Here is a 23,333-nt window from a genome sequence, read left to right on the forward strand (position 1 = left end):
AGATTCAGATTTACCCGGAACGCCAAGCCAATGGACAGTGGTTAAAATCCATCAAATTTAAGCTGCCGATTATCGAGGAAGACATGAGTATTAGTTTGGACAATGAAGAACAAGTCGAGACGGTGGCGCTGCTGGCACATCCCGGACAGAATAGGGATAGATAAACTTAGAAGGGTTATAGAACCGAAAGAGAAAGGAGCTTTGTGATGGAGGACTGGACCAAGCGGGAGACGGTCATCGCCTTTTGCAAGGGCCTCTCCCCGGATGTGCGGGAGGACTATCCCTTTCACGACGATAACTGGACTGTGATGCGCCACTGGCAAAACAAAAAGGCCTTTGCCTTTCTCTATGAACGGGAGGGGCATATCTGGGTCAACGTGAAGTGCAGCCCGGAGTGGTTGCTCTTTTGGCGGGACGCCTACCCAGCGGTGCGGCCCGCCTACCACATGAACAAGGCCCACTGGAACACCATTGTGTTAGACGGTTCGGTGCCCGTGGAGGACATCCAGAACATGCTGGCGGAAAGCTGGCGGCTCACCGCGCCAAAAGGAAAGGAGAACCACTCATGCTGAAAATCGGATGCCATTTATCCAGCTCCAAGGGCTATCTGGCCATGGGGAAAGAGGCCGTGAAGATCGGGGCCAACACCTTCCAGTTCTTCACCCGGAACCCCCGGGGCGGCAAGGCCAAGCCCCTGGATTTGGAGGACATGGCCGCCTACCGGGCTTTTGCCCAGGAGCACGGCCTCTTCCCCATTCTGGCCCACGCGCCCTACACGCTGAACGCCTGCGCCGCCGACGAGGGCCTGCGGACCTTTGCCCGGGAGACCATGGCGGACGATCTGGCCCGGCTGGAAAACATCCCCGGGAGCCTGTACAACTTCCACCCCGGCAGCCATGTGAAGCAGGGGGCAGAAACGGGCATCGCGCTGATTGCGGAGCACCTCAACGCCATTTTGACGCCGGAGCAATCCACCACGGTGCTGCTGGAGACCATGGCGGGCAAGGGCTCGGAGGTAGGCCGCAGCTTTGAAGAGATCCGGGCCATCCTAGACCGGGTGGAGCTTTCGGACAAGCTGGGCGTGTGCCTGGACACCTGCCACGTCTCCGACGGGGGCTACGATATCGTTAACGACCTGGACGGGGTGCTGGAGAAGTTCGACAAGGTCATTGGGCTGGGGCGGCTGATGGCCGTCCACCTCAATGATTCCATGAACCCCCTGGGCAGCCACAAGGACCGCCACCAAAAACTGGGCGAGGGCACCTTGGGACTGGAGGCTTTGACCCGCATTATCAATCACCCGGCCCTGCGGGAGTTGCCTTTCTACCTGGAGACGCCCAACGATTTGGCAGGGTACGCCCGGGAGATCGCCATGATGAAAGAGGCCTATCAGGGATAAACAAATGGCTGCGCCCTTTTTTAGTGGGTTCAGCCATTTCTTTTCCCTTTGGGCTATGGTAGAATGAGCATAGATTTTGGGAGAGGAGCAAGGAACATGGACAGATTTGCAGAAGCGCTGCTCAGCCGGCAGGCAAACCCCGCCCTGCCGGCTGAGGACGACTGGTTCGCCCCATTGCTGGGGGACTGGGAGTTTGACTATCAGGACAGGGGCGGCCGCCATTTGAAAGGCGAGTGGTACTTCCGCCGGGCGCTGGACGGCATGGCCATTGAGGACCTGTTCATCTGCCCCTCCCGGGACACCCGGGAGGAAAACCCCCAGCCGGACGGAGAATATGGCGCGGCGGTGCGGATGTACAACCCAAAGCGCCGCTGCTATGACATGACGTACATCTGTTCCAAGGGCACCACCCGGCTGGAGGCCCGCAAGGAGGGGGGCGTCATCGCCTGTACGGTGTTAGAGGACCCTTCCAACCAGTGGCGGTTTGTGAAGGTGACAGAGGACACTTTCCACTGGCAGAATGTGACGAAACAGGCGGAGGGCCTCCAGGTGAACTGCGAGGTGTTCGCCCGGCGGATACGGTGACAGCGGCAAACTGAGAGGGCTATCCTCTCAGTTTTTCTTTTTGCGGGGCAGATGCTCCCAGAGGAGCTTCTCCCCCTCCACCACCAGCAGGGGACACAGGGAGAGAGCCGCCACAATGAGCCATTGGAAGGCTGTGAGAGCCGTAGTTTGGAACAGGGCGGACAGGGGCGGGAACAGCACCACGCTCACCATGAGAATGGCGCAGAACCCGCAGGCAACCACCAGTTTCCGGTTGGAGAGCAGGCCAAGCTTTAAAACGGAGTGCTCCGAGCGCATGTTGAAGCTGTGGACCAGCTGGGACAGGCTGAGCACACAAAAGGCCATGGTGCGGCCAATGGCGGGAGCAGCCGGGTCATAATCGAAAAAGGCGCGGCCAATGGTGTAGGCCAGCAGGGCCAGGGCCCCCACCAGGCAGCCTTCCACCGCCACGGCGAACCCTACACCACCGGAAAAGACCCCCTCCTCCCGCTTGTGGGGCGGCTGCTCCATCACGTCCCCCTGGATGGGATCGGCGCCCAGGGCCAGGGCCGGGAAGGAATCCGTGACCAAGTTGACCCAGAGGAGCTGGATGGCCAGCAGGGGCGTAGGAGCCCGCAGCAGGAAAGCCACGAACACCACCAAAATCTCCCCGATGTTGCAGGAGAGAAGAAAATGGACCGTCTTGCGGATGTTCTGGTAAATGCCCCGTCCCTCCCGGACGGCAGCCACAATGGTGGAAAAGTCGTCATCGGTGAGGACCATGTCCGCGGCGGACTGGGCCACCTCGGTGCCGTTTTTGCCCATGGCACAGCCGATATCCGCCGCCTTCAGAGCGGGGGCGTCGTTGACGCCGTCCCCGGTCATAGCCACCACCATGCCCCGCTGCTGGAAGGCCCGCACCAGCTTCACCTTGTGTTCTGGAGACACCCGGGCGAAAATGCGGTATTGAAACACCTTTTTGCTCAAGGCGCCGTCATCCAGCCGGTCCAGTTCCGGACCAGTCATCACCTGGGAGGGGCTTTCGGCAATGCCCAGCCTCTGGCCGATGGCCAGGGCTGTGGCGGCGTGGTCCCCGGTGATCATCACCGGCAGGATGCCCGCCCGCTTGCACTGGGCCACAGCCTCCTTCACGCCGGGCCGGGGCGGGTCCTCCATGGCGATGAGCCCGCAGAAGATGAGCTGGCTCTCGCTCTCCCGGTCATCGCTGGGAAGGGCGGACACGTCCCGGTAGGCCACGGCCAGCACCCGCAGGGCCCGCTCCGCCAGGCGGCTGTTGTCCGAGAGGAGCTTTGCTTTCATGGCGCCGGTAAGAGGGCGGATTTCCCCGCCCTGGAGCAGCTGCGTACACCGGGCAATCAGCACATCCGGCGCGCCCTTGGCAATGAGGCGAAAGCCGCCCTCGGGCAGGCGGTGGGCGGTGGTCATCCGTTTTCGGGCGGAGGTGAAGGGAATCTCCCCCACTCGGGGATAGCAGCCCTCCAGTTCCCCCTTTCCCCGCTTACAGGCCCGCAAGAAGGCTGTTTCCGTAGGGTCCCCTGTGAATTTCTCCCCCACTTTCTGGGCATCGCTGCACAGAGCGGCCAGCTCTAAGGCAAACTGAGCCGCAGGAGAATCCAGCCGCTCCTCCCCCCGGGCGGAGGAAAAGGCCACCACAGTCATCTTGTTTTGGGTGAGGGTGCCCGTCTTGTCAGAACAGATGACCTGCGTGCTGCCCAGTGTTTCCACGGCGGGCAGATGCCGGACAATCGCCCTTTTCTGGGCCATGCGTTTGATCCCCATGGCCAGCACGATGGTCACCACGGCGGTAAGCCCCTCGGGAATGGCGGCCACCCCCAGGCTAATGGCAATCATGAACATCTCCAAAGGAGGGCGCTGCTGGAAGAGCCCCAACAGGAAAATGGCGGCACAGATGAGGACTACCCCCACGCCCATGACCTTGCCCATCCTCTTCAAGCGCTGCTGCAAGGGCGTCCGCGGGGACTGCTCGTGCTCCAGCATGTGGGCAATGCGGCCCATGGCTGTATCCATGCCCGTTGCGGAGACCACGCCCACCCCGGCGCCGGAGGCCACGCCCGTGGAGGCGAATGCCATATTCTTCCTCTCCCCCAGAGGGGCGTTCCCGGGGCAATGGGCCCCCGCGTCCTTCTCCGCTGGGACGGATTCCCCGGTGAGGGCGGATTCTTCAATTTTTAATTCAGCGCTTTTGAGAAGCCGCAGGTCCGCGGGGACCAGGTCCCCCGCTTGAAGCACCACCAAATCCCCCGGGACCAGCTGGCTGCTCTCCACCCGTTGGCGCCTGCCCTCCCGGATGACCCAGGCATGGGGCGAGGACAGTTTTTTCAGCGCTTGGATGGCCCGGTCCGCCCGAACCTCCTGCACAGTGCCGATGACAGCATTGCACACCACAATGGCCAGGATGATAAGGGAATCCACATATTCTCCATCCCCCCGCACCCAGGATACCGCAAAGGAGACTGCCGCCGCAGCCAGCAGGATCAGGACCATCAGATCTTGAAACTGGCTGAAGAACCGGGCCGGCAGCCCCCGGCGCTTGGCAGGGCGCAGCTCGTTTTTCCCATATTGTTCCAGGCGCCGCTGGCATTCTCTCTGGTTCAGTCCCCGGGCGGGATCGGTGCCCAGCGTTTGGACAGCCTCCTCCCGGCTTTGGCTGTAAAGCTCCATGCTTTTGCCCCTCCTTGCAAGCCGGGCTTTTGCCCAGCTTTTTTTACAAGGTCTATGCAAGACGGAGCCGGATTATGAGCAGCAAGAAAGGGCCCCTTTATGAGGGCCCTTTCTAAAGTTCCTTTTTACTTGTTCCCCTGGTAGGAAGGGGCGCCCTTGGGGGTAAAACCCTTGATGACATTCCGGTAATAGGCATAGGTGAGGGGCTCGTCCTCGGTGAGGATCTCAGACTCCTCCGCCAAGCCCACAAACATCAGGTGGGTGCCCAGGTCCAGCGTCTGCTCCACTTTGCAGCTGTAATGGGCGCAGGCAGTGGCGGTGGGATAGGGCATGCCGGCGGCGTCCTCTTTGTAGGGGATGCCCTCAAACTTGTCCATATCCTTGCCCGTGCGGAAGCCAAAACGGCCAATGGCCATCATATCCGCCCGCTGATCCAGGGCCACAGCGGCAAAGCGCCCAGCTTTCTGAATGAGCTGGCAGGTGAGGCTCTCCTTATTCACCGTGACAGCCAGCCGCACAGGCTCGGCGGTGACTTGCTGCAGGGTGTTCACCACACAGCCGCTGCGCTGGCCCTCAGCCTGGGCGGACACCACATACAGCCCATATGTTATCTTATACAGTGCTTTTTCATCCATAGAAATGCCTCCTTTTAAATACAACATCCTGTTTTCCCTATTATTTCACATTCCGGCCCACTTAGCAAGGAGGAATTTTCCAGCTGCCACTAAAACAGGGAAAGCTGCCCTTCTTTAAGAGAGGGCGGACGCTTTTCCGAAATTGCCCAGTCCTTTCCCGGCCAACCAGTGAGCATGGGCGACTGGGGATGGTGGGCGGCGTAATGTCTTGCGGCAGTGGCGGGGCTGCGGGTGGCGTAGCAGTAGCGGCACCCGTTGACGCAGGTGCTGTAGGCGCCGATGTCCACGCTCTCCACGCAGCCGCAGGCAGGGCGCTGGCCGCTGTCCTTTTTGGCTTGGAGGGGGCAGCCCACCAGCCGGCCCAGCCGCTGGCCGTCGATGCAGGCGCCGTGCTGGATACCGTAGGCGGCGTAGTCCCCGGCCTCGGCGCAGGTGTACAGGGGCAGGCTGTACTTGGCAGCCACCTCCCCCAGGCGGGCGGCAGCCTCCTCCATCTGAGCGGGAGGGGCTTCCCGGAACAGGCTGCCGTTGTGGGCGTAGTGGTCCGCAAAGCTCAGGACGCACCGGGTGGTGCAGGGGGCCAGACGGCGGCAGAGGGCCTCAAAGCGCCGGGCATACCAGGCGGGGGTGCGTTCGCTGTCCAAGAGAATGGGGTCGAAGCGCCATTCCACCCGGGCGGGGCCGAGCCGCTGGGCCAGCTTTTCAAAGGCAGTGAGGCGTTCCTCCAAGGGCGGCAGGCCGGGCTCCCAGTGTGTGTCCAGGGCGGTGATGGTGTACTGGAACAGAAAGTCCCGGTAGCCCAGGGCCTCCACCTCCCCCAGCAGGGGCAGAAAGGGGATGGGGTTTTTCGTCCAAAAAACGATGGCGTCCACCGTCTCCGGGGAAAAGAGCAGCCGGGTGGTGTGGCGGGCCCGGTAGGGCTGGGGGATGAGCACCTCCCCGGCCTCCAGGCGGCCCAGCAGCCAAGGGCCATAGAGGGCGGGCAAATCCGTGCGGCGGCTGGCGCTGAGAATCATAGAAAGGCCTCCTTTCTCTGCTGTCTCCATTCTAGCACGGGCGGGGCAAAAAGAAAAGCGGGCTGTGCCCGCTCCCTTTTTAGTCTAAGAATTCCTCCCGCAGGGTGACGCCAAAATCCTTGGCGATGGCCCGCAGCTGGTCATCCTCGATGGTCTGGAGGATCTTCCCCTGGCCCGCGGAAAGGGCCAGGATGTAAATTTGGGCCGCCTTCTCGATGGTGTGCATCAGGCCGAAGGTGGTGTCGAAGTCCGGGCCGGAGGCGAACAGCCCGTGGTGGGCCCACACCGCCGCGTCGTACTCCTTCATTCGTTCACTGGTGGCCAGGGCGATATCCCTGCCTCCGGGAACCATCCAGGGCACCACGCCCACGCCACCGGGGAACACCACCGGGCACTCGGTGGCGCTCTTCCACAGGGCCCGGGTGAAGTCCCGGGCCGTCAGGGGCAGGATGTAGGTCATGGCGATGAGGTTGGCGGGATGGGCGTGGTAGATGACACGGCACGCCCCGCCGGTGGCCTCCTTGCGGACGCTGTGATTGAGGAAATGGCTGGGGAACTCGCTGGTGGGGCAGCCGCCCTTCTCCAGGCCCCAGACAATGCGCCAGGCATCCCCGGCGGCGTTAATCTCCACAATGCAGATGTTGTCCTGGGGGGCCAGGGGCACATTGCGGAAATACTTGCCGCTGCCGGTGGAGATGAAAAATTCTCCCCGCAGGTTGTCCGCCTGGACGCCCATTTCCACCCACTCGCCGGGGGAGTCTTTGAAATAGGGGCGGCACTGTTCCACTTCCTCGGGGCGCATGCGGTAGGTCAGGTTGCCGCCGTTGCGCTCGTGCCAGCCTTGGTCCCAGCCGTCGCCGCACATGCGGATGTAATTTTGCATCACTTCAATATCAGTAATTGCCATTGTTCTCTCCCTTTCACAGATTCAAGCCAAGTCCCAGGCCGTAGGTCAGCGGGTGATAACGTCCACGGGGACGTTGAAGATCTTGGCCACCTTGAGGATGGTGCCGATATGCCGCCCGCTGGCAGCCGCCATGTGGTGGGTGGGGCCCGCCTCGCTCCAGCGGTTGACAAACTCCCGGGCGCCGCAGGTGAAGCGGGTGCGCATGTTGGTGTCCCCAAAGGTGAAGATGGGTCCCTCCTCGTTGACGCCCTCCGCCGCCACGAACTTGAAATGGCCGTCCCTGTCCTGGGTGATCCCCAGGTAGGTGACCGGCCCCAGGTGGGGGTAGAACTGGGTGAGATACCCGCCGCCGGTCTTGCCGTGGAACACGGGGACAATCTTCATGGTGGGCTTTTTGGCGGAGATGGCCGCGTCCCCAGAGCCGGAGTGGCCGATGATGCAGATGTCCTCGTTGAAGTCGATGGAGTACATCTCGGAAAGCTGGCCGGTGCCGGCGATGGTCTTTAAGATGGACATGGCCATGGCCACCTTGATGTCGCCCTCCACGGCGCAGGCCACGCCCTCCTTGATGAGCATGGAGAAGGCGGGGATGAGCATGGAGTCCAGCACGCCGGCCTTGCCCTGGGCGAAGCCGTCGTAGTGGGAGGCGATAAATCCCAGCTTCTCCTCCTTCACCCAGGCCTCAAAGGCCACCAGGTAACGGGCCATGTCCCAAACCTTCTCCACGGTGCCGCCGCCCTCGATATCGAAGGTGTCCAGAATGTCCTGGGCCTTCTGGCGGATAGCGGCCTCATCGGTGACGCCGTCGGCGATGGCCCACATCTTCTCCCAGTCGAACTGTTTGGTGTACAGCCACATGCGGTGATAGAGGTTGGTCTCGTCGATGTACAAATCCATCATACCGGGATAGGGCCGGCCAATCTGGGCCAGGTTCAAGTCCCGGAAGCGGCGGCGCACCTGGGCGGCTTTGCACCAATCCTCAATCTCCGCCTGCACAACGGGATCTCCCCCCTTCACCACGCCGGTGATAACGGCATGGCGCTTGCCGGCCCGCTCCAGGTCGGCCACCATCTCCCCAACGGCGCCGCAGGCGTACAGCTCGCCCAGCCACTGGGCGGTGCCGGTGTTCTCATAATCTGGGGCGCGGAGCTTCTGGACGTTCACCAGAACCACGGGCACGTCCAAATCCCGCACGGCGGGCAGCATGTTGTAAGAGGTGGCATAGGTGAGCAGCTGGAGGATGACCAGGTCCACATCGGCGGCGCGGAACTTGTCCCCTGCCTGCTGGGCCAGCTCCTTGGTGGTGACGATGCCGCCGTCGATGAGCTCTACGGAATCGGGAATCATGGTCTTAAAGGTTTTGTACTGGGACTGGAACTCCGGCACCAAAGAGGGAAACTGGGGCAGATAGGCCCCCAAGGCAATGGCGAACACGCCCACGCGGGCTTTTGTCTCAACTAACATGGCAATACCTCCTGGATGGAAAAACTGTGTCGAACGGCTTTGCGGGCCGCTGCCAGGTCGGGGAATTCCCCGGCGGCCAGCATTTGCACCATCAGGTTCCCCAGGGCGGTGGCCTCTGTGGGTCCGGCGTAGACGGGAAGGCCTGTGGCGTTGGCGGTGAGCTGGTTCAGATAGCCGTCCTGGCTGCCGCCGCCCACGATATTCACGGCGGTGTAGCTCTTTCCGGTGAGGGCGGAAAGCTCTTGGATGCTTTGGGCGTAGCTCTGGGCCAGGCTGTGGTACACACAGGCTGCCAGTTCCCCCAAAGTGGCGGGCACAGGCTGCCCTGTCTCCCGGCAGAAGGCGCTCACGGCCTCCCCCATGTTCTCCGGGGCCAGGAAGCGGCCGTCGTTCACATCCACCCGGGAGGGGAAATCCGCCGCATCCCGGGCGGCTTTCTCCAGGGCGTTGAAGGACACGCCCTCCCCCGCCTCCCGGCGGATGGATTGGAGCATCCACAGGCCCATGATGTTCTTGAGATACCGGAACCGGTACCCATAGCCCCCCTCATTGGTGAAGTTGCGGGCCAAACTCTCCGGGGTAGTGACTGGCTCTGGCAGCTCGGTGCCCAGCAGGCTCCAAGTGCCGCTGGAGAGGTACACGCCGTCCTCCTTAGCGGGCACTGCTAAAAAGGCGGAGCCTGTGTCGTGGGTGGCGGGAAGCAGCACCTTGCAATCGAATCCCAGGCGCTCCCGCACCCGCGGGGCAAATCCCCCCACAGAGAAACCGGGCTGGCGCAGCTCTCCGAACAGGCGGCGGGGATAGCCCAGCCGGTCCAAAAGCTCCCCATCCCAGGTCTTGGTCCGGGCGTTCACCAGGCCGGTGGTGGTGGCGTTGGTGTACTCGTTCTCCATCTTTCCGGTGAGGCGGTAGGTCAGGTACTCCGGCACCATCAAAAGCCGCTGGGCCCGCTCCAAGAGCTGGGGCTCCTGCTGTTTTACGGCCATGAGCTGATAGATGGTGTTGAACTCCTGCTTCTGAATGCCGGTGCGGCGGTAGAGCTCTTGGAAAGGGATCTGCTCTTCCACCAGCCGGTCCATGCCCTGGGTACGGCTGTCCCGGTAGGCCACGGCGTCCCCCAGGGGGTCCCCGTTTCTATCTAACAGGACAAAGTCCACAGCCCAGGTGTCAATGCCCACAGAGGCGGGGGAAAAGCCCTGTTCCCGGCAGGCTTCCAAGCCTTGGAGGATCTCCTCGAAAAGGCGGTCCACATCCCAGCAAAGGCGGCCATTCCGGTGGACAGCCCGGTTTTCAAAGCGGTAGAGCTCTCGCAGGCAGGTCTTTCCCTGCTCCACCCAGCCCAGGATATGCCGCCCTGAAGAAGCGCCAATATCCACCGCCAGATAGGTTGTATTCAAAACACATTCCTCCCTTTGCCTTTCAGAATACCCTGTGCGCGCCCAAAAGAAAAGGACGTGTTTTCTCGAAAACACGTCCTGACTTTTTGATTCCAGCGAGGCCTTACCCCTCTTGGGAAAGGAAATCCCCGCCTCGATCCCGGCGGTAGTCCCTGGGGGTAACCCCGTAGCGCGAGCGGAACACCCGGTAGAAATAGCTGGTATTTTCATAGCCAACCGCCAAGATAATGTCCTGGGTAGTGAGCCGGGTCTCCCGCAAAAGCTGGGCCGCCTTGGAAAGGCGCTTTTCCAAAAGCAGGTCCTTGAAGGTGCGGCCTGTGGTGCGGTGTACCGCGGCGCTGAGATAGGGCAGGGATACATGAAGTTCCGCCGCCAGATGAGTCAGGTCGGCGGTGCGGTAATTCTCCTCAATCTCCCGCAGGGCGGCCAGCACCGCCCCATTGCCCGAGGCTTCCTCCAGGTCCCCAGTATAGTTGAGCAGCTGCAGCAGCAGTAAGCCCATGGTGGCTTGATTAATGCGCCGCCCATTGGGCTGGGGGTGGACCAGGCTCCACACCAAGTTCTCCACCAGGTTCTGCACGGTGGGGGCCTCTGCCACCCGGAAATGCAGGCAGCTCATCTCCCCGCCGCTCTGCTTTAAGCCGCTCAGGACAAAACGCCCCAACACGTTGTCCGTGCCGATCAGGTTGAGGGCGTAGTCAAAAAACTGGGGAAGCACGATAAAATTTACACCCACATCCTCCTCCCCGGCCCGCTCCACACTGTGGGAGGCCTGCTGGTTTAAAAACAGCAGCTCCCCCTTTCGGAGCGTAAGAGGAGGCCGCCCCTCGACATGGTGGACGGTCTGCCCCGAGCACATATACATGATCTCCACATAATTATGGGTGTGCAGAGGAAACGCTGCGAACCGGGTGTGGGGCCGCACGGTAATCAGTTTCCCCTTGGCCAACAGCTTGTCGCTGTCAATTAAAAAGGCGCTTCCCGTGGTGTAAAGGCTCCGGTCCACCTGGCCCCCGGCAAGCAGCTGTTCCTCTTCCTCTGTAATCCGGCGAAGTTCCTGCATCAGGTCTTCCCGCATTTTATCCCTTCTTCCCTTGCACTTTCAAATTCTATCGCTCAAACAGCCATTAGGCCGCCGCCAGCAGGGAGGCGGCCTCTGTTTCTGTGAGGTATTCGTATTTCACCATCAGGCTGACCACCTGCCGCTGGCGCTGCTGGCTCAGGTCGGGGTTGACGGTGGGGTCGTAGACCGAGGGGGCATTGGGCACGCCTGCCAGCAGGGTGCACTGGTCATCGGTCATCTGGCTGGGGGACACCCCAAAATAGGTCTGGCTGGCGGAGGCCACGTCATAACATCCGCTGCCAAAGTAGATGGAGTTGACATACAGCTCAAAGATCTCCTCTTTGGTGTAGTTTGCCTCCAGGTGGAACGCCATGAACATCTCCGCCACCTTGCGGGTCAGCTGTTTTTCCTGGGTGAAGTACAGGTTTTTCGCCAGCTGCTGGGTGATGGTGCTGCCCCCCTCTACAAAGGACATGGCCTTTAGGTCATTCCAAAGGGCCCGGCCAATGGCGATAACGTCGATGCCGCTGTGCTGGTAGAACCGGTGATCCTCCGCAGCGATAACCGCCTGCACATAGGTATCTGGCAGCTCCTCAAAAGTGGTGTAGCTTTCCTGAGCCCGCACCTGCCGCACCTTTTGATCCAGGGGCATCTCCTCCAATGCCTGGGTGTACATCTGCCAGCCTAAAAAGGCCAGGGCCAGCACGGCGCACAGGCACAGGGCCAGCACCAGCAGCACCACGTTCCGAACGATCCGCAAGAGTTTCATGGCTGTTCCTTTCTTCAAGGGGTCTCCCCCGCTCTTTACCGGAGGCGTCCCCCGGCTTTCCTTTTCCATGGCACTATCTTACCAGCCATTTCTTGCAAATTTCTGACGACAATCTTTATTCTCGATTAATACTTCTTACAGCTTTCCCACCTTTTTCCGGGCGGTGGGGGCCTCCTTCCGGGTGAACACATACGTTTCTTCGCTGGATAAGCTGGGGGCAAAGCGGTAGCCCAGCCTGTCGAAAGCCCGCAGCTCCTCTGGGGCCTTTGCGGCGTTCTCCGCGGCAAACCGGACCATCTCCCCCCGGGCCATCTTCACATAAACCCCTTTTTCCAGGAACACCCCTGGCTCCGGTTCCTCCGCAAAGACACAGGTGATGAAACGGGCCTTTCCCTTTACCCAGGGGCGCACCGCTCTGGCATATTCCTCCGATGCCAGGTTCACCAGCACGCTGTCCTCCTGCAATAGGATATTTCCCAGGGAATCCCCCCAGAATTCATACAGGTTGCGGCAGAAGTCCGTCTTCAGCTTGGCCTGCATCTCCAGGCGGTAGGGGCTGACCCCGTCAAAGGGCCGCAGTACCCCATAGAATCCTGAGAGGATGCGCAGATGCTCTTTCACATAGTCCAGCTGTTCCTGGGTGAACAGCCCCGCAGCCATGTATTTGTATTGGATGCCGTCATAGGCAAAAAGGGCGGGGGTCTCTCCCCGGTCCAATTCCATGGCCCGAAAATTGCGGTAAGCCTCTTGGGCCAAGGCGTCGTTACAGGCCAGCAGCCGCTTCAGCTCCGGCAGGGGCAGGCCCCGCAAATATTCCAAAAGCAGGGAGGAGCGGTCCAGCAGGGCCGGGCACGTCTCCGGCGGGAGGAAGTCCCGCTCCACCCGCATCTTCTTGGCTGGGGAGATGAGCAGCTTCACAGGTTTCTCCCTTCGTGGAGGTTCTCCCCCCGGAGCATGGCCTCGTGTTCCCTTTTCAGCTCATCCCGCAGCTGATAGGCGTTCCAGCCTCCGTTAGAGGCGGTGAGCACTGCTTTCAGCTCCACGGGAGGGATCTTCTTCCGGCGAAAATCCTGGAGCAGCTGGTTCATCTGATGGGAGGAAAGGCCGGCCATCACCAGCAGCTCATCAGGAAAGGCCTTCCCTGCCTCAGCCGTTTCAGCACGAGGCGCTAGGCCCAACACCCCGTTGAGAGGCTGGCCAAAGTCCTCTGGAAGAACAGAACGGGCGCGCAGCTTCAATGTCAAACACAGGGCCTTGATTTTCCGCCCCTTGTCATTTTCCAAATTATAGAGCAATACTGTTGGCACCACAGGCGCCGCCTCCTTTTTCCAAAAATAAAGCATTTTCAGCCCTCATACTAGCACTTTGCGCCCCGCTTGGCAAGGGCGGAGGGAAAATTAAAAATCATTCTTGACTTTTTCTCCCCCATCCTGTACAGTTACCATACAAGACTACTTTGAAATTGGGAGAGAGCAAGCCATGGGTTTTTCCGTTGAGACAAGCGTTCCCGTTCTGACCGTTTTCCTGCAAGGGCTTTTGAGTTTTTTCTCCCCTTGCGTGCTGCCCCTGCTGCCCATGTACATCAGCTATTTGTCCGGTGGCGGCCGCACCGTGGACGAAGAGGGCACGGTGCATTACAAGCGGAGCAAGGTGCTTTGCAACACCCTGTTTTTTGTACTGGGCATCAGTTTTGCGTTTTTCCTGCTGGGGTTCGGCTTTACGGCGGCGGGACAGTTTTTCCGGGAGAACCGGATGATCCTGGGCCGGGTGGGGGGCATTATTGTCATCCTGTTCGGGCTGTACCAGCTGGGGCTGTTCGGCTCCTCTAAGCTGCTAAACCGGGAAGCCCGGCTTCCCTTCCGTTTGGACAAGGTGGCGATGAACCCTCTGGTGGCCCTGATTCTGGGCTTCACCTTCAGCTTTGCCTGGACCCCCTGCGTGGGGCCCACCTTGGCCAGTGTGCTGCTGATGGCTACTTCTGCCCAAGCGGCACAGGGCTTTGTGCTTATCGGGGTATACACCTTGGGGTTTGTGCTGCCGTTTTTGGCGGTGGGACTGTTCACCAGCACTCTGCTGGAACTGTTCCGCAAACACAAGAACGTGGTAAAGTACACGGTGAAAATTGGTGGGGTGCTCATGGTGTTTATGGGCGTGATGATGTTCACCGGGTGGATGAACCATCTCACCAACTACCTCTCCAGCTTTGGGGCGTCGGAGAGCTCCACGGTTTCTTCAGCGGTGGAAGAGGAAACTGGGGAGGCCAGCAGCCTTCCGGCGGAAAGCAGCCCAGCGGAGAGCTCTTCCCAGGCTGCCTCGGAGGCAGAGGCGGACCCGGAAGCTGTGCCCGCCCCGGACTTCACCCTAAAGGACCAGCTTGGCAACAGCCACACCCTTTCCGATTACCAAGGGAAGGTGGTCTTCCTGAATTTCTGGGGTACCTGGTGCCCTCCCTGCCGGGCGGAGATGCCCGATATCCAGGCGCTGTATGAGGAATATGGCGAGAACCAAGGGGATGTGGTCTTTCTGGGGGTGGCCCATCCCAACCTGGGGCAGGAAGGGACTGCGGAAGATGTTGCCGCCTTTATGGAAGAGAACGGCTACACCTACCCCACTTTGATGGACGAGGGTGGGGCGGTCTCCACATACAGCTATTATATCAGCGGGTTCCCCACCACCTTTATGATCGACACGGATGGAAATGTGTACGGCTATGTGACAGGCCAGCTGACCCTGGACATGATGCGGAGCATCATTCAGCAAACCATAGACGGCGGCGCTTAAGGGGGGCTTCCCCCTTGCATTCCATCGGGAAACCCGGTATAATAGAGCCAATACCAAGCAGGAGGGATAAAGTTGCCAAAGATCCAAGAATCTGCCGAAAACTATCTGGAGACAATCCTGGTGCTGAAGGAGCGCAACGGTACGGTGCGCTCGGTGGACATTGCGGCGGAAATGGGATTTTCCAAACCCAGCGTCAGCGTGGCCATGAGGAACCTGCGGGAACAGGACTGCATCACCATGGGCGAGGACGGCTTGATCTCCCTCACGGAAAAAGGCCGGAAAATCGCCGAAAGCGTGTATGAGCGCCACACGCTGTTCACCCAATGGCTGGTCTCTCTGGGAGTGAACCCGGCCATTGCCGCGCAGGATGCCTGCCGCATTGAGCACGTTTTGAGCAGGGAAACATTTGAAGCCATCAAACGCCATGTGGCTGCCGGCCAGCAGCAGCCACAGTGATCCTACAGAGACCACGCCCGCCTGGATTTCCCGGCGGGCTTTTCTTTTTGCCAAAGGAAAACCCGTCCCCCTCTCCCGCGACTGGAGAAGGGAACGGGCGTTTTATTACATATAGCAAGGGGCGCGCAGGCCTTGCCGCCACAGGGCCATTGGGTCATCCAATAATCATCCGGCCCTCGGGATAGATGGAAGCGCCCTTTTCCTTGTGGCGCATAAGAATGGAGAGCCCAAAGGACAGGGGGCCCACACGGCCGACGAACATGGTAAAGATCAAAATAAGCTTGGAGATGGGGTCCAGGTTGGGTGTGACGCTGGCGGAAAGCCCCACGGTTCCAAAGGCAGAGGTGGCCTCATACAAGCAGTCTATGTAGAGGATATCCGGGTTCAAAGAGCTGATGACACCCGCGTCAATAAAGACCAGCAGGATGGACACAAAGGTCAGCGTAAAGGCTTTATACACCGTTGGGGTAGAGAACCGGTGGCGCAGGATCACAGCCTCGCTTTTCCCGCGGATGGTGCACACGATGGTTGCAGCCAGCACGGTGAAGGTTGTGGTTTTGATGCCGCCGCCCGTGGAACCAGGACAGGCGCCGATGAACATGAGCAACACAGAAAGAACTTTTGTGAACTCAAACTGTGAAGCGATATCCACAGAGGCAAATCCCGCCGTGCGGGTGTTGGTGGACTGGAAGAAGGCGCAATTGAGCTTTTCCAGCACATTCAGGCCCTGCATGGTGTTGCTGAATTCCAGAAGGAAAAAGCCCAGGGTGCCAAAAACCAGCAAGCCTATGGTCACCCGGAGGCAGATCTGGGAGTGAAAATTCAAACGGATGGTGTCCTTATGATGGAACCGGGGCTGAATTTTGCACAGGTAGATGTCCTGCACCACGATAAAGCCCAAGCCGCCAATAATAATCAGGAAGGAAATGGTGAGGGAGACCAGAGGATCTCCGGCAAAAGCAGTCATGCTGCTGTTCCCCTCCACAAAACCCAGGACGTCGAAGCCCGCGTTGCAATAAGCGGAAATAGCGCAGAAGATAGAGGGCCAGATGCCGTTCACGCCAAACATGGGCACAAAGCGGAGCGCCAGCAAGCAGGCGCCGATCGCCTCACAAGCAAAGGTAAAAATGATGGTCAAGCGCAGCAGCCCCGCAATATCCAGGCCGCTGCCTCCAGAGCTTTCGCTTGCCAGCTTCATCTCTCGGATGCCCAGCTTGCGCCGCACCAGCAGCGAAAAGCCGATTGTCAGGGTAGAGAGGCCCAAGCCCCCCAGCTGGATGCAGCCCAGGATTACCCCTTGGCCGAAGGGCGTCCACAGGGTGTAGGTATCCCCCACCACCAAGCCTGTCACACAGGTGGCCGACGTGGTAGTAAAAAGGGCGTCGATGAAGGAAGCTCCCCCTACCTTAGAGGAGATGGGCAGCATCAGCAGCAAGGTCCCCACCAAAATGATGAGGGCAAAGCTGACGACAATCACCCTTACCGGAGGCGTAGTCTTGATCTTGTCACTAAGTTGTTGGCGGATGTCACTAAAACCGGGCATAGCAAAATCACCCTTACTCCTTTTTCTATGATCTTTTCTATGACTTAGGCAGCAAGCCTATTCATCACCTTAGTTCGCTGCAAGGCCAAAATCAGGGGCAGGCCCAGCACATAGCAGACCACCAGCTCCCCTATGCCCACAGAAAGGGCAGAGGCGCCGAAAGCCGCCCAGGTAAAGCTGCCAAGGGAAAAGGTTCCTGCACTGGAAAGGCAGGCAATCTCAAAGCCCACCAGCACCACATTGGCGATAACCGGCGGAAGGGGCGCCAGCACAGGCACGCCTTTCACCTTCACATCCCGCACCAGCCAGGTGCCAATACCCGCCAGCAGGGTGGCCCCCGTACCGAAGACCCAATCCACCACGCCCAAGGGGCTTGCCAGATTGGCAATAAAACACCCCAGGGCCAGGCCTGGGACAGCGGCTGGGGTAAACACTGGCAGAACCGTCAATGCCTCGGAAAAGCGGAACTGCACCGCCCCATAGGCCAGGTTCATTGCCGCTGCCACATAAGTCAGGACAGCGTAAAGCCCCGCAATCACAGCGCCTAGCGCCAGAAAGCGGACCCTTTTGGAAGTACTCATATTCAGTTTCCTCCTAGTATTTTTTAAGGTCAGGATGTCGCGACTGACCGCGGGGTAAGCCCGCATGAGATAGGATACTCTTTTTTATCCAAAAAAGCAAGTAAAACTTCTGTCATTTTCACTTGCGATTTAAGTTCAAATGGCTTATAATAAAAAAGCTTTCTCTATGCGGGCATGGCGGAATTGGCAGACGCGCCAGATTTAGGTTCTGGTGGGTTTCCCGTGCAGGTTCAAGTCCTGTTGCCCGCACCAGGCTGAGCCTGGACGCAATTCGCGTTCCGGGCTCAGCTTTTTCTTCTGCCTTTTCGCTCGCGCCTGCAGCGGACAGTGATCTTGTCACCTCGACCGGCGGCGAGCTGCCGCTCCCAAACCGCGAACTTCACTTTTGTGGGGTTCGCGGTTTTTTCTTGCCCGCGTTTCCCGTTGGCATCTATTTAGCACAACTCTGGTGGAGTTCCACTAAGGGACTCAATTCTCTAACGGCAAAGCCCGCCCTGCTGGAAGAATAGCAAGGCGGGCCTTGTCAAATCAAGCTGTTAGCAGCAGAACCTAGAGCAAAGAGGAAATTAAGTATGCCGCACCATCTTTAGATTTCCCATCCACACTTCATCTTCCAACGCTTTTGCGCAGGCATATATTTCTTGCCATCCAAAATCATACATTCCTTCTTTCTTATATTCTTGTAAGCGCTCAAAGATACGCCAAGCCCCCGGCCAGTTCAAATCCTGGATCCACGCAAACAAGTAAGGCAAATAAGGTTCTAAAATGGCATCCTCTTTTTCGGACACAATAAGTGCGCAGTTATCCCACACATTTTTATTGTTTCGTTTATCACACGGCTGCAAAAACACATTGAAGGCTTTGACCTGCCGGGCAAGCCGCAATCCCTCCGCTTGCTCTTCCTCGGTCCTATTCCAATCCAGTAGGTCCATAATGTAGTCTATGTCCGCCATTTTTCATCATCCTTTCCGTTTTGATCCCTGAACAGCCCTTTGCTCACCGCCACAAGCCCAGTTCTTCCTCGGGCCTGTAAATTTTTCCTTTGGGAAGGGCGCTGTCCTTTAGATTATAGTGCCGGCGGTCCCTGCCGCAAGTGACGTAGGGGATGTCTAGGCATGGGGTCAGGTCCCCGTCCAACACGTTCATGTCCAAAATAAAGGTTTTGAGCCTCTTCATCTTTTTGAGAAACCGCAGGTCGGGAAGGGAATTGCTGCCTGTCAGCCAGAGATACTCTAAATTTTCCATTTCCTCTAACACGGTAAAATCGGTTATTTTGGCGCAATTCTCGATGTAAAGCACCCTGCATGTGTCCTTGATCTTCTCCAAAGCAGAAATATCCCTCAAAGAACGATCATACGAAAGCTCAAGGCACTGCAGCCCCGGCGCTTTTTCCACGCCGTCTATCGACTGGATATTGCTCATAAATAAACTCAAACACGTAAGTTCCTTGCTGGAAAAAAGCTGTGTTACATCCCGGCTGGGACTGCGGTACCGCGTGGTATAGAGCTGTTTTAAGGTTTCTACATTTTGAAAGTTCTTGGTTCCTTTATTGACTTCCACCACTAAATTGACTAACCCAGGAACCCGGGAATAGTCTATTTCATTCAAGAATTGATCCCACTCTCCATACTGGGTACGGCACTCCAGAGAGCGAATCTCCGGCATCTCATACAGCGGAGAGAAATCAAAATTCCCTGCCGCTTGCTCAGAAGGAATGATCACCAGATCCTTTAAGGAAGGGCACTGGGGTAACCAGGAAATATCTTTGAGGATGACGGTTGCCTTCTCCAGCTGGCGGCTTTGGATGTATTGGATGTACTCCTCACGAGTGTGAAGCGGAACATCAAACTGCGGTGTATGGCAATCTGATTCTCCAGGACATTTCACGATGAGAGCGTCGAATTCTCTTTTTGAATCGCCGATCGTGAAGCCAAAGTTATCGACGATTCTGACGCCAAAATCATTGACGATAGCGCAATTATCCAAAAGTGTCACCTCTTCATGGTTTTGCGCTGCTTAGCGCCTTCTGTGATCTCTTTTGCAATGTTCCTTGTCCGCCGAGCGGAAAAACACTTCTGCGCCACTATTATAGCAGGGTAAGTTTCGGCAAATCAAGTTCCTGGGGAGCAAGAGGTTCGCAAGGACTTTTTATATCGAAGGAGGTTTGGCACAGGGAACTTCTTCCAAGTCCGGCCGCTGCCTTGGGCTACAGAAGCCCCGTTCAGTTCAAAACCGAACGGGGCTTCTGATAAATATTCTTTTTAGTGTCTACTTTCTCTTGACAAGTGCACACAGCGCAAGGCTGTACTCTCCTGTTTTTGATTTTTTATTGGTAAAGCAGCAGCACATTGGCGGGCGCAATGCCAAAGGCTTCCGGAAAGCTGGCGGGGCGTCGGTCCTTGGGGACCCGCCACCACAGCGGCGCGGTGCCGGGCTTTTGTGTGCGCCACCGGAACTCCACAATCCATTCAAAGGGCTCTTCCATCTCCCGCAGATACTCCACAGCGGCCCGGTTTTGGGCGGACTTGGCATTGAAGTAATGGGCGCGGATGCCCACCGCCTTCACATTCTCTCCCACTCTTTGCGCTGTGGTGAGGCGGATTCCCCAATCGGGCACCTCTACCTCATATTCGCCGGCCTTCCGGGCCGGGGCAATGTTCTTGCAGCCTGTAAGAGAGGCCGCGCGGATGCTGCCGGGATTGGCAAACAGCTCTTTCTTCTCTTGCAGCGTCAGCAGGTGCCCCTCATCCAGCACAGCAATGCGATTGCATAGATGGTAGGCCTCGTCCCGGCTGTGGGTGACCAGCAGAACAGGACGGCCAAACCCCGCCAGCAGCTCCTGCAGCTCCAGCTGCAGCTTGTCCCTTAGGTGGCTGTCCAAGGCGCTGAAGGGCTCATCCAGCATCAGCAGGCGCGGGCGGTTGACCAGAATGCGTCCCAAGGCCACCCGCTGGGCCTGACCTCCCGAAAGCTGGTAAGGCCGGTGTTTCTCCAGCCCTTCCAAACGGAGGAGCGCCAGCACCCGCTGCAGCTCCTCTTCTCGGGCCTGCTTATTTTTCTCCCAGCGAAGCCCGCACAGGATGTTCTGCCGCACGGTCATGTTGGGGAAAAGGGCGTAGTTTTGAAACAAGTACCCCACCCGCCGCTTTTGGGGCGGAAGGTTGATGCCCCTTTCCGAGTCAAACAGCGTCTCCCCATCCAACACAATTCGGCCCTTATCCGGTGTTTCGATACCGGCAATGCACTTTAACGTATAGCTTTTTCCGCAGCCAGAGGCGCCCAGCAGGCCCAGCACCTCCGGCTTTTCCACGCTTGCCTCCAAGGCCACGTCCAAGGTGAAGGCTCCCAGCTTTTTATGGATATCCACCTGTAAGCTCATTTTTTCACCGCCTTCTTCTGCCGGTCCTCCAGCAAGTTTACAGCCAGCAACACCACGGTGCTGATGGCCAGGTTGACCAGCACCCACCGCAGTGCCCCCATCTCATTATTGGTGCGCCAAAGCTGATAGACGGTGGTGGAAATGGTGGCGGTCCGCCCGGGGGTATAGCCGATGAGCATGCTGGTGGCGCCATACTCCCCCAGCGCCCTTGCAAAGGCCAGCACGGCACCTGCCAAAATGCCTTGGCGGCAGGCTGGCATGCGGATTCGCCAGAAAATATAGGTATTTGACAGGCCCAGCGTTTGGCCCGAAGATGCCAGGGTGGGGTCAAAGCTTTCAAAAGCACCCCGCGCTGTGCGGTACATCAACGGGAAGGCCACCACCAACGCGGCCAGTATGCCCCCATACCAGGTCATGACAAATTGGATGCCAAACTGGGCCAAAAACACGCCCAGCGGCCGTTTCGTGCCAAACAGCACCAGCAAAAAATAGCCGCAAACCGTGGGGGGCAGCACCATGGGCAGGGTGAGCACCACATCTAAAATGCCTTTGACTGTCCGGGGAAGCCGGGCAGCGTAATAGGCGGCTGCAATGCCCAAAAAGAACACCAATACGCTGCTGATGGCCGCAATGCGCAGCGAGTTCCAAAGAGGGTACCAATCCATCGCAACATTCCTCACAAGCCAGCTTCAAGCCATTGGTCCTTTCGCCATCCGCTTGAGAGCCTGGCAGTTCAACGGGGTATGGGTTGTCACGCAACAGGCGAGAAACCAACTTCTTCAAACACGGCCATCGCCTCGTCGGTGGTCAAATAATCCAGGAAGGCCTGGGCCGCTTCCTGATTGGGCGCATCCTTCAACACAGCGGCGGGATAAATTACCTGGCCGCACATATCCTCAGTGGCAGTGTCCACCACAGTCAGCCCGTCACTAAAGGCGTCTGTGCAGTAGACCACGCCGCAGTCCACGCTGTTCTCCTTGATCTGCGTGGTGACTTCCTTCACGTTGGAGCCGTATGTGATCAGGCCGGCGTTGGCAAGCTCTGTTTCATCCAGGTCATAGTATTGCAGGATGCTTTGGGTGTACTGGCCCACGGGCACGTCGCTGTTGCCCATGCAGAACAGCAGGTCCCCCTGCTGGAAGGCAGCTGCCAAGTCGTCAAAGCTTTCGATCCCCTTGGGGTTGTCATCTGACACACACAGGGTGACCTTATTTTCCAGCAGGTCGATGCGCGTGGCGCTGTCCACATAATCCAAGCCATCCGTATTCACGGAAGAGTCCGCTTCGATGTCCAGCTGGTCCATTTGGGTCTGGCCCGCAGAGATAAACAGGTCACAGGCGGCGCCCTCTTCGATCTGGGTCTTCAGCGTGCCGGAAGAGTCGAAATTGTAGGTGATAGTGACTCCGGGGTTCGCAGCCTCATAGGTCTCCTTGATCTCCGTCAGCGTGTCCGTCATAGATGCGGCCGCGAACACAATGATCTCCCCGCCGGAAGAGGACTGCTCCTCCGCGCTGGCGGAAGATTCCGCCACAGAGCTCTCCGACTGAGAGGCGCTGCTCTCTGGCTGAGAAGCGCTGCTATCCGGCAGCTCGGAAGAAGACGTTGCGGGCGTGCCGGCGCAGGCGGTCAGGCTGAGTGCCAGAGCAGAGGCCAGCAGGATTGAAAATAGCTTTGTGTGTTTCATGTCTTTTCTCCTTTCCCCGTTTAGGGGATTGTATTTTATAAACGTGGATTTACACGCTTATAACAAAGTCAACGCGGTCAATGCCGCGCGCAATCCTGCACCTCACCACGCAGAAGGCCCATCGCGTGGGGGATGGTATCCATAAAGACATCCATACACTCCATACAGGCCTTGGGGCTTCCGGGCAGGTTGATGATCAGGGTCTTTTTCCGAAGGACCGACACCCCGCGGGAAAGCATGGCTCGGGGCGTGATGGCCAGAGAGGCCGCCCGCATGGCTTCTGCAATGCCGGGGGCCGTGCGATCCGCTACTGCCAAAGTGGCTTCCGGCGTGATATCCCGGGGGCCAAATCCCGTGCCGCCGGTGGTCAGAATCAAATCCAGCTGGCGCTGGTCAGCCAGGCGGATCAACTGGGCGCGCAGGGCGCCGGCCTCATCCGCCAGCAGGAGCTGCTCCACCACTTCATAGCCTGCCTCTTCCAGGCGGCGGGCGATGGCGGGGCCGCTTTCATCCTTCCTCTCCCCTCTGGCGCCTTTGTCGCTGAGAGTGACCACAGCGGCCTGCCAGGGGCGGGGAGCGGTGCGGGGCTCCAGGACCATCTCGTCCCCCACATGGATTTCGCCGGGGACCAACACCCGGGCAAACACACCCTCCCGGGGCATGATGCACTCCCCCATCTTTTTATAAATTTCACAGTGGCTGTGGCACTCCTTGCCGATCTGGGTCATCTCCAGCAGCACGCTGCCGCAGCGCAGCAGGGTGCCCACTGGAAGGGACCGGAAATCAAATCCCTCAACCACCAGGTTTTCTCCAAAAGCACCGGGCTGCACGTTGGCGCCCCGGGCGTTGAACGCCTCTATCTTATCCGCCGAAAGCAGGCTGACCTGCCTGTGCCAACGGCCGCCATGGGCGTCGCCTTCAATGCCCCAATCCACCGTGAACCGCGCGGAAGGCACTGGCTTCTTTTGGGTCCCCCGGACCGGGCTGGTACAGATGGCAATGACTTTTCCCAT

Annotated in this window: 23 protein-coding genes and 1 tRNA gene; 6 read left to right on the top strand and 18 right to left on the bottom strand. The window is 58.8% G+C overall.

The features are described 5' to 3' along the window. Positions 1-206: 206 nt before the first annotated feature. From ODJ80_RS13195 to ODJ80_RS13205, 3 genes are all read left to right on the top strand, one after another. Positions 207-572: an MmcQ/YjbR family DNA-binding protein gene (locus ODJ80_RS13195; RefSeq protein ID WP_263042492.1), complete on the top strand. Its 366-nt coding sequence runs from the start codon at positions 207-209 to the stop codon at positions 570-572. Continuing rightward, complete coding sequence (locus ODJ80_RS13200; protein ID WP_263042445.1) at positions 566-1,399, top strand: deoxyribonuclease IV; 834 nt, start codon at positions 566-568, stop codon at positions 1,397-1,399. Before ODJ80_RS13195 ends, ODJ80_RS13200 begins: the two co-directional genes overlap by 7 nt. 96 nt (positions 1,400-1,495) lie before the next feature. Beyond that, on the top strand, positions 1,496-1,984 hold the full coding sequence (locus ODJ80_RS13205) for a hypothetical protein (RefSeq protein ID WP_263042446.1): 489 nt from the start codon (positions 1,496-1,498) through the stop codon (positions 1,982-1,984). Between the two features lie 27 nt (positions 1,985-2,011). On the opposite strand, the gene ODJ80_RS13210 is transcribed toward ODJ80_RS13205, so the two are convergent. The 10 genes from ODJ80_RS13210 to ODJ80_RS13255 form a co-directional block, all read right to left on the bottom strand. Next, positions 2,012-4,645, bottom strand: a complete 2,634-nt coding sequence (locus tag ODJ80_RS13210; RefSeq protein WP_263042447.1) for a cation-translocating P-type ATPase — start codon at positions 4,643-4,645, stop codon at positions 2,012-2,014. A 125-nt stretch (positions 4,646-4,770) separates the two neighbouring features. Beyond that, the gene (locus ODJ80_RS13215; protein WP_178863253.1) at positions 4,771-5,280 is read right to left on the bottom strand and encodes a flavin reductase family protein; all 510 of its coding nucleotides are present in this window, start codon (positions 5,278-5,280) and stop codon (positions 4,771-4,773) included. 89 nt (positions 5,281-5,369) lie between these two features. Beyond that, positions 5,370-6,296 carry a DUF1848 domain-containing protein gene (locus ODJ80_RS13220; protein ID WP_263042448.1) on the bottom strand — a complete coding sequence of 309 codons (927 nt, stop codon included), beginning with the start codon at positions 6,294-6,296 and terminating at the stop codon, positions 5,370-5,372. Between the two features lie 79 nt (positions 6,297-6,375). Next, the gene (rhaD, locus tag ODJ80_RS13225) at positions 6,376-7,203 is read right to left on the bottom strand and encodes a rhamnulose-1-phosphate aldolase (RefSeq protein WP_263042449.1); all 828 of its coding nucleotides are present in this window, start codon (positions 7,201-7,203) and stop codon (positions 6,376-6,378) included. 45 nt (positions 7,204-7,248) lie between these two features. Then, positions 7,249-8,667, bottom strand: a complete 1,419-nt coding sequence (locus ODJ80_RS13230) for an arabinose isomerase (protein ID WP_263042450.1) — start codon at positions 8,665-8,667, stop codon at positions 7,249-7,251. Then, the gene (rhaB, locus tag ODJ80_RS13235) at positions 8,661-10,064 is read right to left on the bottom strand and encodes a rhamnulokinase (RefSeq protein ID WP_263042451.1); all 1,404 of its coding nucleotides are present in this window, start codon (positions 10,062-10,064) and stop codon (positions 8,661-8,663) included. Before rhaB ends, ODJ80_RS13230 begins: the two co-directional genes overlap by 7 nt. A gap of 103 nt (positions 10,065-10,167) precedes the next feature. Further along, entirely contained in the window at positions 10,168-11,142 is a 975-nt protein-coding gene (locus tag ODJ80_RS13240; RefSeq protein WP_178863263.1) for an AraC family transcriptional regulator, read from the bottom strand. A 49-nt stretch (positions 11,143-11,191) separates the two neighbouring features. Beyond that, positions 11,192-11,896: a transglycosylase domain-containing protein gene (locus ODJ80_RS13245; RefSeq protein ID WP_263042452.1), complete on the bottom strand. Its 705-nt coding sequence runs from the start codon at positions 11,894-11,896 to the stop codon at positions 11,192-11,194. Between the two features lie 135 nt (positions 11,897-12,031). Continuing rightward, positions 12,032-12,814 carry a peroxide stress protein YaaA gene (yaaA, locus tag ODJ80_RS13250; protein WP_263042453.1) on the bottom strand — a complete coding sequence of 261 codons (783 nt, stop codon included), beginning with the start codon at positions 12,812-12,814 and terminating at the stop codon, positions 12,032-12,034. Next, positions 12,811-13,203: a DUF3783 domain-containing protein gene (locus tag ODJ80_RS13255; RefSeq protein ID WP_263042454.1), complete on the bottom strand. Its 393-nt coding sequence runs from the start codon at positions 13,201-13,203 to the stop codon at positions 12,811-12,813. The genes yaaA and ODJ80_RS13255 overlap by 4 nt, the downstream gene beginning before the upstream one ends. A 172-nt stretch (positions 13,204-13,375) precedes the next feature. On the opposite strand from ODJ80_RS13255, the gene ODJ80_RS13260 reads away from it, so the two are divergent. Together ODJ80_RS13260 and ODJ80_RS13265 are read left to right on the top strand one after the other, a co-directional pair. Next, the gene (locus ODJ80_RS13260; RefSeq protein ID WP_178863271.1) at positions 13,376-14,677 is read left to right on the top strand and encodes a cytochrome c biogenesis protein/redoxin; all 1,302 of its coding nucleotides are present in this window, start codon (positions 13,376-13,378) and stop codon (positions 14,675-14,677) included. Between the two features lie 72 nt (positions 14,678-14,749). Next, entirely contained in the window at positions 14,750-15,133 is a 384-nt protein-coding gene (locus ODJ80_RS13265; RefSeq protein WP_263042455.1) for a metal-dependent transcriptional regulator, read from the top strand. 154 nt (positions 15,134-15,287) lie between these two features. Here ODJ80_RS13265 and ODJ80_RS13270 read toward each other — a convergent pair whose 3' ends face one another. Both ODJ80_RS13270 and ODJ80_RS13275 read right to left on the bottom strand, forming a co-directional pair. Beyond that, positions 15,288-16,676: a TrkH family potassium uptake protein gene (locus ODJ80_RS13270; RefSeq protein ID WP_178863273.1), complete on the bottom strand. Its 1,389-nt coding sequence runs from the start codon at positions 16,674-16,676 to the stop codon at positions 15,288-15,290. Positions 16,677-16,720: 44 nt separating this feature from the next. Then, a complete protein-coding gene (locus ODJ80_RS13275) occupies positions 16,721-17,257 on the bottom strand; it encodes a QueT transporter family protein (RefSeq protein ID WP_178863275.1) in 537 nt (178 codons plus the stop codon). 168 nt (positions 17,258-17,425) lie between these two features. Here ODJ80_RS13275 and ODJ80_RS13280 point away from each other — a divergent pair. Further along, positions 17,426-17,509, top strand: a tRNA-Leu gene (locus ODJ80_RS13280). A gap of 314 nt (positions 17,510-17,823) precedes the next feature. Here ODJ80_RS13280 and ODJ80_RS13285 read toward each other — a convergent pair. The 6 genes from ODJ80_RS13285 to ODJ80_RS13310 all read right to left on the bottom strand — a co-directional run bounded on the left by ODJ80_RS13285 (position 17,824) and on the right by ODJ80_RS13310 (position 23,333). Next, complete coding sequence (locus ODJ80_RS13285) at positions 17,824-18,210, bottom strand: DUF5071 domain-containing protein (RefSeq protein ID WP_263042456.1); 387 nt, start codon at positions 18,208-18,210, stop codon at positions 17,824-17,826. A gap of 43 nt (positions 18,211-18,253) precedes the next feature. Further along, positions 18,254-19,243: a leucine-rich repeat domain-containing protein gene (locus ODJ80_RS13290; protein ID WP_263042457.1), complete on the bottom strand. Its 990-nt coding sequence runs from the start codon at positions 19,241-19,243 to the stop codon at positions 18,254-18,256. Between the two features lie 340 nt (positions 19,244-19,583). Next, positions 19,584-20,636 (bottom strand): sulfate/molybdate ABC transporter ATP-binding protein, encoded by a 1,053-nt coding sequence (locus ODJ80_RS13295; protein ID WP_263042458.1) that lies wholly within the window; start codon positions 20,634-20,636, stop codon positions 19,584-19,586. Next, positions 20,633-21,301 carry a molybdate ABC transporter permease subunit gene (modB, locus tag ODJ80_RS13300; protein WP_263042459.1) on the bottom strand — a complete coding sequence of 223 codons (669 nt, stop codon included), beginning with the start codon at positions 21,299-21,301 and terminating at the stop codon, positions 20,633-20,635. Before modB ends, ODJ80_RS13295 begins: the two co-directional genes overlap by 4 nt. Before the next feature lie 86 nt (positions 21,302-21,387). Then, positions 21,388-22,320, bottom strand: a complete 933-nt coding sequence (gene modA, locus ODJ80_RS13305) for a molybdate ABC transporter substrate-binding protein (RefSeq protein WP_263042460.1) — start codon at positions 22,318-22,320, stop codon at positions 21,388-21,390. Between the two features lie 77 nt (positions 22,321-22,397). Beyond that, the gene (locus ODJ80_RS13310) at positions 22,398-23,333 is read right to left on the bottom strand and encodes an MOSC domain-containing protein (RefSeq protein WP_263042461.1); all 936 of its coding nucleotides are present in this window, start codon (positions 23,331-23,333) and stop codon (positions 22,398-22,400) included.

Origin of the sequence: Acutalibacter sp. LFL-21 (assembly GCF_025630755.1) — a bacterium.
Lineage (GTDB): Bacteria > Bacillota > Clostridia > Oscillospirales > Acutalibacteraceae > Acutalibacter > Acutalibacter stercoravium.